The organism is Kaistella haifensis DSM 19056 (assembly GCF_000735695.2).
GTDB lineage: Bacteria > Bacteroidota > Bacteroidia > Flavobacteriales > Weeksellaceae > Kaistella > Kaistella haifensis.
The window spans coordinates 1-15590 of the sequence record NZ_JASZ02000030.1 but is presented as its reverse complement, the minus strand read 5'-3'; the positions used below and the strand labels follow the sequence as shown (position 1 = coordinate 15590).

The 15590-nt window shown below is 34.0% G+C and carries 14 protein-coding genes; all 14 read left to right on the top strand.

The window, feature by feature from the left end; all coding sequences use genetic code 11:
- The first annotated feature begins 39 nt into the window (after nucleotides 1-39).
- The 14 genes from AP75_RS11530 (at nucleotide 40) to AP75_RS14540 (ending at nucleotide 15485) form a co-directional block, all read left to right on the top strand.
- The gene (locus AP75_RS11530; RefSeq protein ID WP_088264788.1) at nucleotides 40-426 is read left to right on the top strand and encodes a c-type cytochrome; all 387 of its coding nucleotides are present in this window, start codon (nucleotides 40-42) and stop codon (nucleotides 424-426) included.
- A gap of 274 nt (nucleotides 427-700) precedes the next feature.
- A complete protein-coding gene (dnaK, locus tag AP75_RS11525; RefSeq protein WP_088264786.1) occupies nucleotides 701-2599 on the top strand; it encodes a molecular chaperone DnaK in 1899 nt (632 codons plus the stop codon).
- Between the two features lie 238 nt (nucleotides 2600-2837).
- The gene (locus AP75_RS11520) at nucleotides 2838-3407 is read left to right on the top strand and encodes a helix-turn-helix transcriptional regulator (RefSeq protein WP_031503877.1); all 570 of its coding nucleotides are present in this window, start codon (nucleotides 2838-2840) and stop codon (nucleotides 3405-3407) included.
- Complete coding sequence (locus AP75_RS11515) at nucleotides 3404-4651, top strand: site-specific integrase (RefSeq protein ID WP_031503879.1); 1248 nt, start codon at nucleotides 3404-3406, stop codon at nucleotides 4649-4651. Before AP75_RS11520 ends, AP75_RS11515 begins: the two co-directional genes overlap by 4 nt.
- Before the next feature lie 5 nt (nucleotides 4652-4656).
- The gene (locus AP75_RS14545; protein WP_088264784.1) at nucleotides 4657-5484 is read left to right on the top strand and encodes a hypothetical protein; all 828 of its coding nucleotides are present in this window, start codon (nucleotides 4657-4659) and stop codon (nucleotides 5482-5484) included.
- A gap of 462 nt (nucleotides 5485-5946) precedes the next feature.
- Nucleotides 5947-6288, top strand: a complete 342-nt coding sequence (locus tag AP75_RS11505) for a helix-turn-helix domain-containing protein (RefSeq protein ID WP_031503886.1) — start codon at nucleotides 5947-5949, stop codon at nucleotides 6286-6288.
- Between the two features lie 5 nt (nucleotides 6289-6293).
- On the top strand, nucleotides 6294-7463 hold the full coding sequence (locus AP75_RS11500; protein ID WP_034767499.1) for a VapE domain-containing protein: 1170 nt from the start codon (nucleotides 6294-6296) through the stop codon (nucleotides 7461-7463).
- Between the two features lie 295 nt (nucleotides 7464-7758).
- Nucleotides 7759-8730, top strand: a complete 972-nt coding sequence (locus AP75_RS11495) for a toprim domain-containing protein (protein ID WP_084186134.1) — start codon at nucleotides 7759-7761, stop codon at nucleotides 8728-8730.
- Nucleotides 8731-8988: 258 nt separating this feature from the next.
- On the top strand, nucleotides 8989-9462 hold the full coding sequence (locus AP75_RS11490) for a plasmid mobilization protein (RefSeq protein WP_088264816.1): 474 nt from the start codon (nucleotides 8989-8991) through the stop codon (nucleotides 9460-9462).
- The gene (locus AP75_RS11485) at nucleotides 9455-10366 is read left to right on the top strand and encodes a relaxase/mobilization nuclease domain-containing protein (protein ID WP_088264782.1); all 912 of its coding nucleotides are present in this window, start codon (nucleotides 9455-9457) and stop codon (nucleotides 10364-10366) included. Before AP75_RS11490 ends, AP75_RS11485 begins: the two co-directional genes overlap by 8 nt.
- Nucleotide 10367: 1 nt before the next feature.
- Entirely contained in the window at nucleotides 10368-10967 is a 600-nt protein-coding gene (locus AP75_RS11480) for a hypothetical protein (RefSeq protein ID WP_031503894.1), read from the top strand.
- Nucleotides 10968-11127: 160 nt separating this feature from the next.
- Nucleotides 11128-11334 carry a helix-turn-helix transcriptional regulator gene (locus AP75_RS11475; RefSeq protein WP_088264815.1) on the top strand — a complete coding sequence of 69 codons (207 nt, stop codon included), beginning with the start codon at nucleotides 11128-11130 and terminating at the stop codon, nucleotides 11332-11334.
- 10 nt (nucleotides 11335-11344) lie between these two features.
- Nucleotides 11345-12349 (top strand): hypothetical protein, encoded by a 1005-nt coding sequence (locus tag AP75_RS11470; protein WP_031503897.1) that lies wholly within the window; start codon nucleotides 11345-11347, stop codon nucleotides 12347-12349.
- Nucleotides 12350-12728: 379 nt separating this feature from the next.
- Nucleotides 12729-15485: an Eco57I restriction-modification methylase domain-containing protein gene (locus AP75_RS14540; RefSeq protein WP_317043844.1), complete on the top strand. Its 2757-nt coding sequence runs from the start codon at nucleotides 12729-12731 to the stop codon at nucleotides 15483-15485.
- Nucleotides 15486-15590 lie beyond the last annotated feature (105 nt).

Below are 15590 nucleotides of genomic sequence, written 5' to 3'. Positions count from 1 at the left end.
TTAAAGAATAAAAAATAATTTTGTTAAAAATTTAGCAATATGAAGAAATACGTAGTGATTTGTGTACTTGTTATGGCTGCTTCCTGCAGTAAAAAGCCGATTGATTCCGCGAAAGAAAGTAATGTAATGCTGGAAGAACCCACACTGAAGGTGGTAGACTCTGCAGCTGCCGGAAAACATGAAGGCCTGGCGCTTATCGAAGGAATGGATTGCCTTACATGCCATAAAACGGATGCCCGACTCGTAGGCCCCTCTTACCAAGAAGTTGCCGATAAATATACTGACGCAGATATCGAGATGCTGGCAAACAAAATAATCGACGGCGGTAAAGGGAACTGGGGTGAAATTCCGATGACTCCGCATGCGGGGATGAGTAAAGAAAATGCAAAAAAAATGGTAGAGTATATTTTGACTTTGAAGAAATAAGTCCTTTCAAATTTTACTTTTCCGTAAAAAAACTCCTTACAGTTATCATCCTTGTGAGGAGTTTTTTTATGATCCGAATCACCATAGCTTTATCACAGTAATCATAAATCCAGATGAGATTAACTGTTATATTAACCGCTGAGCTTTGCTGCTTTAATTGTCAGCTTATGACTACCAATTTTTATGAAAAAAATGTCAATTTGTCACGTTTTTTTATTTTGGTATAAAATTGGAGAAAATCAGTTTGTAAATTTTAAATTAAAAAAATAAAAATATGAGTAAAGTTATTGGAATTGATTTAGGTACAACCAACTCTTGTGTTGCTGTAATGGAGGGAAAAGACCCTGTTGTAATTCCTAATGAAGAAGGTAAAAGAACAACGCCTTCAATTGTTGCTTTCACCGAAGATGGCGAAAGAAAAGTAGGAGATCCTGCAAAAAGACAAGCAGTAACCAATCCTACGAAGACTGTATATTCTATCAAAAGATTTATCGGTGCCCACTTTAAAGATGTTGCTAATGAAGTTTCTAGAGTACCATACAAAGTAGTTGCTGGACCAAACGATATCGTAAAAGTAAAAATCGATGACAGAGAATATACCCCACAAGAAATCTCTGCAATGATCCTTCAGAAAATGAAGAAAACTGCGGAAGATTATTTGGGACAAGAAGTAACCAGAGCGGTAATCACCGTTCCTGCATACTTCAACGATGCACAAAGACAAGCTACTAAAGAAGCTGGGGAAATTGCAGGTTTAACTGTTGAAAGAATTATCAATGAACCTACGGCTGCAGCTTTAGCTTACGGTCTTGATAAAGCACATAAAGACCAAAAAATCGCAGTGTATGACCTTGGTGGTGGTACTTTCGATATCTCCATCCTAGATTTAGGTGATGGTGTATTTGAAGTATTGTCGACAAACGGAGATACCCACCTTGGTGGTGACGATTTCGATGATGTAATCATCAACTGGTTAGCAGACGACTTCAAATCTGAAGAAGGTGTTGATTTAAAAGCTGATCCAATCGCATTACAAAGATTAAAAGAAGCTGCTGAAAAAGCAAAAGTTGAATTATCTTCTTCAATGCAAACAGAAATCAACCTTCCGTATATCACTGCTACGGCTACAGGACCAAAACACTTGGTGAAAACCTTAACAAGAGCGAAGTTCGAGCAATTGTCAGCAGATTTGGTAAAAAGATCAATGGAGCCTTGTAAAAAAGCGCTTTCAGATGCTGGACTTTCAGTTTCAGATATTGATGAGGTAATCTTGGTAGGAGGTTCTACCAGAATCCCAATCATCCAAGAGGAAGTTGAGAAGTTCTTTGGTAAAAAACCTTCAAAAGGAGTAAATCCTGACGAAGTAGTAGCAATTGGTGCTGCAATTCAAGGGGGAGTTTTAACTGGTGATGTGAAAGATGTTCTTTTATTAGACGTAACACCACTTTCTTTAGGTATCGAAACAATGGGTTCTATGTTCACTAAATTAATTGATGCGAATACTACCATCCCAACTAAAAAATCTGAAGTGTTCTCTACAGCGTCTGACAATCAGCCGGCTGTAAGCATCAGAGTAGGACAGGGAGAAAGACCAATGTTCAACGATAACAAAGAAATCGGAAGATTTGATTTGACAGATATTCCACCTGCACCAAGAGGAGTTCCACAAATCGAGGTAACTTTCGATATCGATGCAAACGGAATCCTTTCTGTATCTGCGAAAGACAAAGGAACCGGAAAAGAGCAATCTATTAAAATTCAAGCATCTTCAGGACTTTCTGAAGAAGAAATCCAACGAATGAAGCGTGAAGCAGAAGAAAATGCTTCAGCAGATGCTAAGAAAAAAGAAGAAGTTGAAGTATTCAATAAAGCGGATGGTTTGATTTTCCAAACTGAAAAACAGTTGAAAGAATTTGGCGACAAACTTTCAGCCGACAAAAAAGCAGCCATCGAAACTGCCGTTGCAGAATTGAAAACCGCTTTCGAAGCAAAAGATGCCGATACTACGAAAACCAAAACCGAAGCTTTAGACGCTGCTTGGATGGCCGCTTCCGAAGAAATGTACGCAGCAGGCCAACAAGGTCAGCCAGGTGCAGATCCTTCTCAAGCAAATGCCGGAGCTAATTCAGGTACTGATGATGTACAAGATGCAGACTTCGAAGAAGTCAAGTAAGTAGCAATTATCATCGATTAATATCGATTAAAATAAATTAGCAAATCGCTGTAAACGTAATGTTTACAGCGATTTTTTTTGTTTTTGCATTTTTTAGTAATAGTTGATTTTAATCGATTTTTGTTGTAATTTTGTATCTCATTTGTACCGCGTGTTATTTGGATGTAATGTGCGTCTTATGCGCCTTATTTTATTTTAGAAGCCAAAAAATAGAAAATGTTCAGGATGTTATTTCAGAATGGGATTTAGTAAATTAAAAATACCAAGGGTATGCGAGCAGTGTTCAAAACCCTTTGAAGCAAAGACAGTTACGACTCGTTTTTGTACTGTTTCCTGCGCTAATAAATCGGGAAAAGAGCGCAAAAAGCAGGAAAAAGAACGAGTGGAAAAAGAAACACTATTGAAAAAGTATGTGAATAAAATTGCAGAAGTTCAATCTCGTGAATTTTTATCCGTTGCTGAAGCAACTGTAATGTTTGGAATATCGAGAGATACCATTCACAGATTAATAAAACGTGGAATAATAAAGGGAGTTAATTTTGGAGTAAGATTAACTCGTGTTAAGCGATCAGATTTGGAAGATTTATTTTCAGCAGTTGAAATACCGGAAGAAAAGGAAATAATAATTGAGAAACCCAATTTTGAAGTTGGTAATTGTTATACAATTTCCGAAATTAGTTCAAAATTCTACGCTGATCCAGGAACTGTAACAAACCTGATTAAAAGAAACAAAATTCCGACAAAGAAAGTTGGAAGTTTCGTGTATGTTCCTAAAAATTTAATTGATAAAATTTTTGACGGAAAATGAAAGAGTTATTAAAAACCAAAGTGACAGTACGATTGCGAAAATCCGAATTCCGAAAAGAATGGTTTATTTATTTGGAAAGTTATCCTGTGATGATTCCTGGTAAAGATAAAGTTCAAAGAATCCGGGAATATTTGAACCGAAGCGTCACAACCGTAGATTTTGATAAGAAAAGACCTGCAAGAACAACCCAAGAATCCGTTTCATATAAACCTAAAAGAGATGACAATGGTATTATAGTTTGCAAAAGTGATCTTGATAAGGGAACTATGTTTTATGCAGATTCTGTACGAAAAATAAGACAAAGGGAATATGATAAAAAGAATATTTACAATGAAGTTGATTTGCTGCAAGAGACAATGAATGAAAAAAGGCAGGAGAATTTTGTAGACTACTTCAAATCTCTAATCAAAAGGCGACATAAAAACAGTTCGGATTCCATCAAAGTTAATTGGGAAAGGACGCTTGAGTTTCTTAAATCTTATGGTGATGATTTTATACCGTTTGGAAAGATTGATATGAAATTTTGTGAAAATTATAAAACCTTTCTTTTGAGCGCACCACTTGGCGGAAACAAAAAAGGAACATTGTCGCAAAACAGTGCTGCAACATATTTCTCGATCTTCAAAGCAGCATTGAAACAAGCTTTTATCGACGATTATTTCTTAACTGATATTTCCGCAAAATTGAAAGGAATTTCTGAAATAGAATCCCGAAGAGAATATTTAACTATTGATGAACTGAACACATTGGTGGAAACTCCGTGCGACTATGAGGTTTTAAAGCGTGCAGCACTTTTTTCAGCATTAACAGGGTTGCGACTTTCTGATATTCAGAAATTGAAGTGGGAAGAAATAAGCATGGAAAATGATGCACCGCGTATTCATTTTACCCAGCAAAAGACTAAAGGTGTGGAATATATGCCCATCTCTGCGCAAGCGCTGCAACTTTGTGGCAAAAGGAAATCATCAACAACGTTAGTTTTTAGTGGACTTCCTGATTCAGCATGGATCTCCCGACCTTTAAAAAAATGGATTACATCCGCAGGAATTACCAAGAAAATTACATTTCACAATTTTCGACACACTTTTGCGACCTTGCAACTTTCTAGCGGAACCGATATTTACACAGTTTCGAAAATGCTTGGACACACCAATGTGAGAACAACACAGGTTTACGCGATAGTGGTGGATGAGAAGAAAAATCAGGCAGCAGAAGCGATACAATTGAAAACACTAAAAAATTAGTATTTATGAACCGTAAAAATCGCGATTATGTTCTGCAGTATTTTTTAGTAATTATCGCCTGTGTAATAGTAGGATTCATTTCCAGATACTTTTATCGGAAAGAATCTAATGATGATTTCGGCGGAACTATTATTTTTTGGGGAGCTGCCGGATTTGCATTTGTGATATATTTACTGATTATTGTTTTACTTGATGAATTTTTGGAGAAAACTAATTTTGTAGAATGGGTTAGAAAAAAGTTGGTTAAAGAAAATGTATTTGATTCAGAAGAGTTGATAGATTGTAATAATCTATCTAAAAATGAAATTACTGAAGTTTCTAAAGCGGAATCTCAGACAAAAGAAAAAGAAATCGTCGAATCTGTTCCATCCAAAGAACCAGAGATTTCATCGAAAGTTAAATCTAAAGATGGAAATGAATCGATAAAGGATTTAAAAGAAATCAGAACCCAACAACAAATTTTGCTCGATAAAAAGAAACAAGATAAACTCGACGTCGCCTTAGATTATACAAGGAAGAAATTTGCTTTGTACACGAATGACCAAGACCTTGTAATTTTGTGTGATGCTGTAAAAAGTTATTCCGACCAAAAGGATATTTCTAATGATGTTTCAGTTACAACAACAGAACTTTCCAATTTGGATCTTTATCATTTCGGATGGAATATTTGGAATTATTTCAAAGTGACCAATCAGGATTCGATTGCAAAATTTTTGAAATCGGTTTTTGCCTCTTTGAAGGATGTTGAGCAAGGCAGCATCAAATCGCATCTTCGGGATGATGAAAAAAAGGGAATTATTAAGATTGAGGAGATTGCTTATCTTGTTGATTGATTTGTCTTTTTTATTAAGCGTTTAATCGAAAAAAAAATTCTAAAAAAGCGAAGAGGGGTTCGTATTTTTAGTTTTTGAAATTAACTTGAAATCAGTTATTTACAAAAATATTTTCGTGAAATCTGTCGCAAATTTATCCAATATTTGCGACATTTTTTTTGTGTCTGCTTTAATTGATGATTTCTTCCGCAGTATGAAAATACTAGACGGTGTCTCCTAAATTCTCTGGTTGAAAAACCTATCGAAATTCGGATTTTTCATCAGATCATTAATTGCGAATACACTGCGTTCGCAATTGTGTTTACTTTATTTCGATCTTATATTTCCTTCCAAGTTCTTTTTTACTAATAAAAATTAAAAACAAAAGTGTTTCATAAGTGATTTCTCTGTGATTGCGTGTTTATCGGCATCACAGAGAAATCACTTTTTTTCTTTGCACCATAACAATTAAAATCAATCATTATGGAACACAACGAAATTTCATTTGAAAACCTACCAAGTGCAGTCGCACATTTGAACAATCAAGTCGAAGAACTTAAAGAATTGATTCTGAGAAAAGAATCGGTTTCTATTCCTCAAAAGAAAACACCCATCGACATCGAAAAGGCGTGCGAAATTATTGGAAAAGCAAAACCGACGGTTTATACATTGGTAAGAACGCGCCAAATTCCGTGTTACAAAAGCGGAAAGAAACTATACTTTTTCGAAGATGAATTGCTTGAATGGATTCGCAACGGAAGAAGAAAAACGATGGTTGAAATTGAAGCAGAGGCTGCGAAAAATTTCAGACGAAATAGAGGTTAAAGGCTATGGATACTGAAGAAGAACTCTATAAAAGCAGTAAAGGTTCGGTCACGGTTTTCGACAAAATAATAAAATATATCGGAAAGAAATACCAACTCCGCTTCAACGAAATCGCCTTGGAATTCGAGATAAAGACAGAGAATGGCGATTGGACTGAGTTGAACTTGAACTCGCTGTATATCGAACTTACTCAGGCGGGAATCAACATTGCGTTCAACAAACTTGAAATATTGATGCGAAGCCATTTGATTTCCATTTTCAATCCATTCGAGAACTATTTTCAAAACCTCGAAAAATGGGATGGCGAAAACCATATCCAAAGATTGACAAGTTTTGTGAAGACAACCGATACAGAACCTTTCCAAATCCATTTTGAAAAATGGTTGACAAAATCTGTCTTGTGTGCATTGAAAAGAGGATACATCAACAAACAATGCTTCGTCCTTTACAATACGAAGCAAAACAGTGGAAAGACAAGTTTTTTGAGGTTTCTGCTTCCACCAAGTTTGGAGAAATATTATACCGAAGATATTGGCGTTGACAAGGATGGACTCATTGCGCTCTGCAAAAACTTAATCATCAATATCGATGAACTTTCGGTGATGTCCAAAACGGATGTCAATATTTTGAAGGCATTTATTTCGAAGAATACTGTGAATGCAAGATTACCCTACGATAGAAAATCGTCGTTGATGTACAGAACTTCGTCATTTTGTGGTTCGACCAATCGTTCCGATTTCTTGACAGATGAGACAGGAAGTGTAAGATGGATCATTTTTGAGGTTTTGGAAATTGATTTTGGATATTCAAAGAAAATCAACATCAACCAAGTTTGGGCGCAAGCGTATCACAATGCTTTTGAAAGGAAAAATTACAATCCCGAACTCACTGCAGAAGAACTTATCGAAAATGAAAAAAGAAACGAAAAATTCAAACAGGTCAGTTTGGAACAGGAAATCCTTATCACCCATTTTGAAAAATCAGAAAACAAAAGGGACTTCCTCACCGCAACCGAAATAATGCTCGCAATGAGCAACGCTTTGGGAGTAAGAATGAACAACGTGAAAATCGGAAAAGTATTAACCGCCTTAAACTTTGAAAGGATCAAGCATTCCAAAAAGCAGGTTTATGGCTATTTAATCAAAAGGAAAATTGAGGACGAAAAAAATGATTAGAAATTATTTAAAATTCCTCCTACCTAATTACCTGCTTACCTAAAGTCCTTTGCAACCATTATGAATAAACACTTTTATAATAGGTAACAATAGATGATAAGACTTACCTAAAGTTACCTAAGTATAAAAGAATAATAATTAGAAAATATTTAAAAAAAAGCAGGTAGAAAGGTAAGTCAAGGTAAGTCAAGAAAATCACTCTCAACACTTTCTGCTAAAGGCTTAGGTAAGAAGGTAGGTGAAAACACCAAAAAACTTTATAAAACAAAACACAAAAACACAAAAAACCAACATTATGAATTGCAAACAAGCCAACGAAAATATCAGCATCAGGGAAATATTGGAGAGTTTTTCTCTTTTCCCAAGCAAAGACAACAGAAGAACCGCTTTTTATCTCGCATTTGATCGTGAAGAAAAAACGCCGAGTCTTTCGGTTAATTTTGAAAAAAACACTGCATTTGATTTTGGAACAGGAATGAAATATGACAATGTTTCCTTGGTTCAGGGAATTAAAAAATGCTCAGTTTCCGAAGCATTGGAATATCTGATAAGATTTGATTATTCAATTTCGACAAATCAAAAAATTGAAACAGATAATTTCAAACCAAAATCAGGATATCAAATTTTGGATATCAAAGAATTGGAACATCCAAGTTTGATGGAATACTTAAAATCAAGAAAACTCGATTCCCTGAAATCTGAACTCAAAGAAATCCATTACGAACTCAACGGAAAGAATTATTTCGGTTTGGGATTCAAAAATGATTCGGACGGATATGAAATCAGGAATCCTTACATCAAACTTTGCTTAGGTAAAAAAGACCTCACTTCCATAAAAAATCAATCGAAAACTTTAAGAGTTTTTGAAGGATTTGCAGATTATCTGTCGTTCAAAATCTTGGAAAAATCACTCGAAAAGGAAACTTCGAATTACATCATTTTAAATTCCGTCACCATGATTTCAAAGGTCAAAAATCAACTCGAAAATTATAAAAATGTTGAACTCTTTTTGGACAATGACAGGACAGGAGATTCTGTCACCGAAATTCTCAAAAAGCAAAATTCTAATATATCAGATGAGAGATTTTTATTCAAAAATCACAAAGACTTAAATGAGTTTTTAATCAGTGGGAACCTGCGTAAAACAGATACAGGTACCATGCTCAATATAGATACAGGTATAAAAGAAACAGACCTGCGTAAAATAGATACAGGTGTCGAAAATGAAGAACCGCGTAAAATAACTGCACGCAAAATCGGCAGATAGTTAGTGCAAAAAGTACCCAATGTTTACAAAAAGCGTGTCCGCTGATTGTAAAATTGGAACATTTTGGTTTTCTCCTATCGTCGAAAACTATAAAACTGAACGCAGATTTTGGAAAAAATCAGTCAAAATTTGATTCGAAATTCAGGGAAATTTTCAATCGAAATTCGAAAAAATTTCAAAGAAAAATCAGACAAAATTCAAAAAAAATTAATTGTAAAAAATAGAAATTTTTGCTTCAGAAAAGAAAAAATATATCAAATGGAAAATGATCAATTAAGACAATTTTTACAGCAAATTTCAAGAGAACAGGAAAAGAAAATTGCACAAGAAAAGCGGAGGAATTTCTTCAAAGAAATCGGCAGAAAAGGTGGTTTAAAAAAGAAGACTTCTAACCAATTTACGAGAGTCGTTTCGACGAGAATTACTGAAAAGGAATATGAAGAAATTGAAAAAATAGCAAAACGATTTAAACTTTCAGTTTCAAAATATTTGCGATTTCTGATTACCGAAAAAGAACTGAGAATTAATGAATTTAAAGAAGATGAAACTTTGCTCGACTACGGAAATAATTTCATCAGAATCAAAAATATGTTTCGGCGCAGTGAGTTTTCACAACTTGACCATACAAAGGTTATTCTAAGAGAGATTGAAATTGTGACAAAACTAATCTACGATTATCTATACAATAAGATGAATGCGAGATCACAGGAGAATCTTCAAGAAGATGAATAACAGTGCCACGACAAGACGAATTTCCAAAATCGCGGTGGAATATAATGGAAACGATAGAGGAACTGCGGAAATGGTTTATAGCAATAATCTTTTGAGCGAGGATGCCGAACTGCAGTTCAGGGAAATGAAAGCCGTCGCCAACAGAAATAAGAATGTGAAGAATTGGACATTGACAGGTTATATCTCTCCAGAAAAATCCATTGGCGATAAGCTGACAAATGAAGAACTGGCTGAATTAGCATTAAAAGCATTAAGAAAAGTTGGAGTTACGGATGACAACCAAATTCGATTGGATATTCATTCTTCCACGAAGCAAAAACACATTCACTTTATCGTGAACCGAGTAAACACTTTTGGCGAAAACACGATTACAGCACATAAAATTGGAGAAAATTTTGGAAAAGCCGTGCGTGAAGTCTGTCAGGAACTGAATCTGAAAACCGACATCGAGATTGGAAACGAGAAAAAAAAGATGATGTATTATACTTTAACGAACTCGCTGAAATACGCAAAAAATTTCGATGATCTTGTAATGAAAATGCATTTGAAAGGTTATCTGGTAACACTTTCTCAAAATGTGAAAGACGGAATTTCAGGAATGCGGATTGTGCGATATGAGGACATCAACCACCAAACCGAGCGACAATACAAACCAGGCTACAAACTTTCAGAAATAACCAACAAACTGAAAATCGCAGACATCAAATCGATTTTGGAATCGAATTATCAGATAAACGAAATCATTCAGGAAAAATTGAATCAGATGCAAACAGAAAATGAACTTGAAACCTTGCAAAACACGGTAACAAAGGAAATCGGAAAAACCATCGATGAATTCTTGAAACCAACTTACACAGCTCCCGACGACGAATTATTAAAACGCAAAAAAAGAAAATTTAGATAAAATGGAAAATCAAAACACAACGCCAAACGAACCACAAAACGATATTTATGAACTGCTTAGAAAGGTGGTTGAAACGAATGAAGAAAACATCAAATCCACGAAACAAACTGAATCAGTCCATTTAGAAGCTCGAAATTTTTATCAATCCGCACAGAATGCGATTATCGGTTCGACCAATATGATGCAAAAAGCGATGCAGCTTGTTAGAACAGAACTTGAATCTATCATAGGTTTCAAATCCTCAATTCCTGAAAGCATTCCTGCAGATTTGTCTGAAAAAACGATCAACTTTTTTGAAAGAATTGAAAAACACATCAAATTTATTTTTCCAGGAAGTATCGGTATTTTGTCCTTGGCAGCAATCATTACATTTGGTTCAGGACATTTTGCTTTCAAATGGTACTCCGAAAGCATCCGAGCCAAAAGTGAAATTCGGCAGGGAATTTTGGATGAAATCAAGAAAGATGGAAAAGCTATTTTCGAAATCAAAGACTATGACCAATTGAAGTACAATACGGATTTGATAAACAAATGGATGAAGAAAAATCAGAAAGATGGCGAGAAATTTTTGAGGTTTAAAGAAGGGTATGAAAGTAAATAACTTCGCAAATTTTATTATCTTTACAAAACATTGGGTCACTGGTACGCCAACTATGGATATTGAATGAGAACAAAAGTTCTCATTCTTTTTTTATTTTTAATACAAAGACTTAATATTCATGATTCTTTTTTAAATATCTTTACACAAAATGTATATTTCTATGCAGGAAATTCCAATTAATAGACTTAAAGCTGTACTTGCTGAAAAACAGAAAACGGGTAAATGGCTTGCAGATCAATTAAATAAATCAGAAACAACCGTTTCCAGATGGTGTCGAAATGAAATACAGCCATCTATGGAAACTTTCGTTGTGATTGCAAGACTTCTTGATTTGGACGTTAAAGAATTGTTGAATTCAACAAAGTAAGAAAAGGAAAATGATTAATGCTGTTGATATTTTAGAAAATGAAATAATAGAACTTTCAGAAGAAATTCTTGAAATACTTCTTCGTGACCATACTTCTAAGAAAAATATTTTTTGGGGTACTGATAATTATGAAAACCTTGGTAAAGGCTATGAATTTAACTCTGAGATAAAACCCGAACTAATTACAGGTGATAATGGAAATGTAATAATGCCGAGAGTGAAAAAAGATTTGCAATTGCAACTTTTTAGAATAAAAGATAAAGCGGAAGTTTTTACACCATCATGGGTTTGTAATGCTCAAAATAATTTGATTGACAATGCATGGTTTGGAAGAGAAAATGTATTTAACAGCGAGGTTTATGAATCAAGAGGATCAAAAAGATGGATTACTAATCCTGAAAAAGTAGAATTTCCTAAGGGGAAAACTTGGAAACATTATGTGCGAGATAAAAGATTAGAAATTGCATGTGGAGAAGCTCCATACATTACAAGCAGATACGATACTACAACTGGGGAGTTTATTCCTATTAAAGAAAGAATTGGCTTGTTAGATAGAAAATTAAGAGTTATTTGTGAAAACGTGCATTCTTCTGGAGACTGGTTAAAGGCATCTCAAATTGCGTTTAAGAATACTTATGCTTTTGAATGGCAAGGTGACAGTCTGTTGCTGGCGAGAGAAGCAATGTTATATACATTTATTGATTTTTACAGAGAAAAATTTGAGAAAGAACCATTATTAAAGTCAATCAAATACATCGCCTATATCATATCATGGAATGTTTGGCAAATGGACGGGTTGAAGGGAGTTTTGCCAAACTCTTGCGAATCGAAGGAACATGAAGTAGAAAACTTATTCGGTGAGAAAACCACGACTGAAATCCCATGTGAAGGTTGCGATAAAAATGAAATTAAAAAACATAACGGAAAATATTGTCTTATTAAAGATTGGGAAAGTGTCGATAAGTTGACTGGTAAAAAGGGGAAAAAAATAAGATTTGTTGATTTATTAAAATAGCTATTGAGAAATTATGCCAGAAGACTACATTAATTCAGATATTCTTGAAGGTATCATTTATGGAAGAGTTGAACCTCATATTTATGCTTTTTCGACGGAAACAATTCCAAATTACATGAAGGTTGGAGATACTTATTGACCTATAGAGAAAAGATTAAATGAATGGCGAAAATACTATCCAAATTTAGAAAGAAAATACTCTGATGTTGCAAAAGCAGATGATCAAACTTTTTATAGAGACTTATCAGTTCATTATTTTTTAGAAAGCGAAAAGAAGCGAAAAAGATTACAAACTGATTCTATTCCAGATATTCCATATTATTCAAAAGAATTTTTTGAAAATACATCTATTGAAGATATTCAGTAAGCAGTAAATGACATTAGATCGGGATTTACTGACAATAACGGCAAGTATCAATTTTACAAATTTGATAGCAGTAGGATTCCTGTAGCATTTGTTTATGATAGAGTTCTTTGTTTTCTCCCAAGACCAAATCAGGACAAAACAATCAAGAAATTTAAGATTGCTGTAGATAATGGCAGAACAAATTTGCTAATGTATGCCGTTATGCGTTTTGGAAAATCCTTTACCTCATTGTGTTGTGCAACTGAAATTGACGCAAGGATTGTGGTAGTGGTTTCAGCGAAAGCCGATGTTAAAAGTGAATGGAAAAAAACTACTGAAAGTCATAAAAGGTTTAAAGATTATGAGTTTCTTGATAGCGACAGTCTACTTGCAAGTGATATAGTTATCTCTGATAATTTAGCAGAAAATAAGAAATTGGTGATATTCTTAACACTTCAAGATTTGCAAGGAGATGATATCAAAGCAAAACATCAAGAACTTTTCGACAATGAAATTGATTTATTAATTGTAGACGAAACTCATTTTGGGGCAAGAGCAAGTGAATATGGAAAAGTTCTACAATCAAAAACTGATATTAATAGAGAATTGAAAGGTGGAGATGAAACACTTGAAGAGTTAGAAAATTCACTAAAGGTTTTTATTGCGAAGATCCGCCTTCATCTTTCTGGAACACCTTATCGAATTCTGATGGGTAGTGAGTTCACTGATGAAGATATTATCGCTTTCTACCAGTTTACTGACATTGCGGACGATCAACAAAAATGGGATGAAGAGAATTTAAACAAAGATGATGTTAAAGAATGGGAGAATCCGTATTATGGATTTCCGCAGATGATTCGTTTTGCATTCAACCCGAACGAATCTTCCAGAAAGAAAATGGAAGATTTGAAGAATAATGGGATCACTTATGCTTTTTCAGCATTATTTAGACCCAAATCAATCAGAAAAGATACTGTACAAAATCTCCATAAAAAATTTGAACACGAATCGGAAATTCTTGATCTACTAGAAGTAATTGATGGATCAAAAAATGACGAAAATCTTTTGGGGTTTTTGGATTATGATAAAATTAAGAAAGGAAATATGTGCAGACATATTGTTTGTGTTCTGCCGTTTCGTGCATCTTGTGATGCTTTGGAGAATTTAATTATTGAAAATAAAGAAAGGTTCAAGAATCTTTGTGGATATGAAATTATCAATATTGCTGGAGTAGAGAATGAAACTGAATTTCGAAATACTCAGGATGTAAAAAGAAAAATAAAAGCTTGCGAGGCAGAGAATAAAAAAACGATTACTTTAACCGTAAATAGGATGTTAACTGGTAGTACGGTTGAAGAATGGGATACAATGATATATTTCAAAGATACTGCGTCGCCACAGGAATATGACCAAGCAATATTTAGATTGCAAAATCAGTATATCAGAGAATTTGTTGATGAAAATAATGATGTCATTAAATTCAATATGAAGCCACAAACCTTGTTGGTTGATTTTGATCCCAACAGAATGTTTGTGATGCAAGAGCAGAAATCACAAATATACAACGTAAACACAGATGCTAACGGAAATTCAAAATTAGAGAAAAGATTGAGTCGAGAGTTGGAAATATCACCCATTATTACACTTAATCACAATAAGTTAGTTGAAGTAAAAGCTGCAGATGTTTTAGATGCAGTTAGAAAATATTCAAACGAGAGAAGTGTCTTAGATGAAGCAACTGCTTTACCTGTTGATCTTTCAATCTTAAATAATCCTTTATTGAAGGAAGAAATTGAAAAACAGGGTGAAATTGGATCTAAACAAGGGTTAGAAATAAAAGCAGTTGAAACAGATGGCGAGGGAGATGATTTCGATATAGATGAATCTAATAAAGGGGAGGAGAACATTAATGAGCAAGAACCATCTTACGGTAGTTCTGAAGAAACAAAAAATGATGAAACCTCCATCAAAAAGAAATTTGCAACGTATTATTCTAAGATTTTATTTTTTGCATTCTTAACTGATTCAAAGGTGATATCATTACAAGCAATTCTTGATGAGATTAATGAAAATCTGAATAATCAAAGATTAGCTAAAAACCTTGGTCTGAAGATAGAAATTTTGAATATTTTTCAAGCTGCTTTGAATCCATTTATTTTAAGTGAATTAGATTATAAGATTCAGAATATTAATACATTGACAAATGATCTTGCATTGCGACCAATTGAAAGAGCGGAGATTGCGATGCGAAAATTTACAAGATTATCCGAATCGGAAATTGTTACTCCAGAAAAGGTCACAGAGCGAATGATTAATGTTTTTCCAGAGGGTGCAATAACAGAAGGAACAAAATTACTTGATATTGCTTCCAAACAGGGTGAATTTGCCTTTGCCTGCTATAAAAAATTTGGAAAAAACATTGCCAAGAATTTTTATTCTATTCCAACTTCAAAAATAGCTTATGAATTTACTAGGAAGGTATATGAATTATTGGAACTTGATGTTTCGCATATAGAAAGTGAATTTACTTCCTACGATCTTATCAAAGAGGACAATGAAATAATAAAAGATAACCAAGTAAAAATTAATAATGACGATATGAAATTTGATGTAGTTATTGGAAATCCACCTTATCAGGAAAAGAAAATAGGAACCAGTGATAATCCAATATATCACCTTTTTATGGATGTTTCCTACAAAATCGCAGATAGAGTATCATTGATTACACCTGCAAGATTCTTTTGTTTAATGTTGGGAAAACTCCAAAAGTATGGAATGATAAGATTTTGAACGATGAACATTTTTTAGTTAGTCTCTCCTTAAACCACCTATAATTTACTGATTATTAGTATTTTGGGTTTAAAATAGCTTGTTTTTTATTGCAAGAATTTGTAT

Coding starts and splice junctions, on each gene's coding strand:
- AP75_RS11530 (WP_088264788.1), top strand. CDS start 40: ATGAAGAAATACGTAGTGATTTGTGTACTTGTTATGGCTGCTTCCTGC.
- AP75_RS11490 (WP_088264816.1), top strand. CDS start 8,989: ATGGAAAATGATCAATTAAGACAATTTTTACAGCAAATTTCAAGAGAA.
- AP75_RS11495 (WP_084186134.1), top strand. CDS start 7,759: ATGAATTGCAAACAAGCCAACGAAAATATCAGCATCAGGGAAATATTG.
- AP75_RS11480 (WP_031503894.1), top strand. CDS start 10,368: ATGGAAAATCAAAACACAACGCCAAACGAACCACAAAACGATATTTAT.
- AP75_RS11470 (WP_031503897.1), top strand. CDS start 11,345: ATGATTAATGCTGTTGATATTTTAGAAAATGAAATAATAGAACTTTCA.
- AP75_RS11500 (WP_034767499.1), top strand. CDS start 6,294: ATGGATACTGAAGAAGAACTCTATAAAAGCAGTAAAGGTTCGGTCACG.
- AP75_RS11520 (WP_031503877.1), top strand. CDS start 2,838: ATGGGATTTAGTAAATTAAAAATACCAAGGGTATGCGAGCAGTGTTCA.
- AP75_RS11485 (WP_088264782.1), top strand. CDS start 9,455: ATGAATAACAGTGCCACGACAAGACGAATTTCCAAAATCGCGGTGGAA.
- AP75_RS11475 (WP_088264815.1), top strand. CDS start 11,128: ATGCAGGAAATTCCAATTAATAGACTTAAAGCTGTACTTGCTGAAAAA.
- dnaK (WP_088264786.1), top strand. CDS start 701: ATGAGTAAAGTTATTGGAATTGATTTAGGTACAACCAACTCTTGTGTT.
- AP75_RS11515 (WP_031503879.1), top strand. CDS start 3,404: ATGAAAGAGTTATTAAAAACCAAAGTGACAGTACGATTGCGAAAATCC.
- AP75_RS14545 (WP_088264784.1), top strand. CDS start 4,657: ATGAACCGTAAAAATCGCGATTATGTTCTGCAGTATTTTTTAGTAATT.
- AP75_RS11505 (WP_031503886.1), top strand. CDS start 5,947: ATGGAACACAACGAAATTTCATTTGAAAACCTACCAAGTGCAGTCGCA.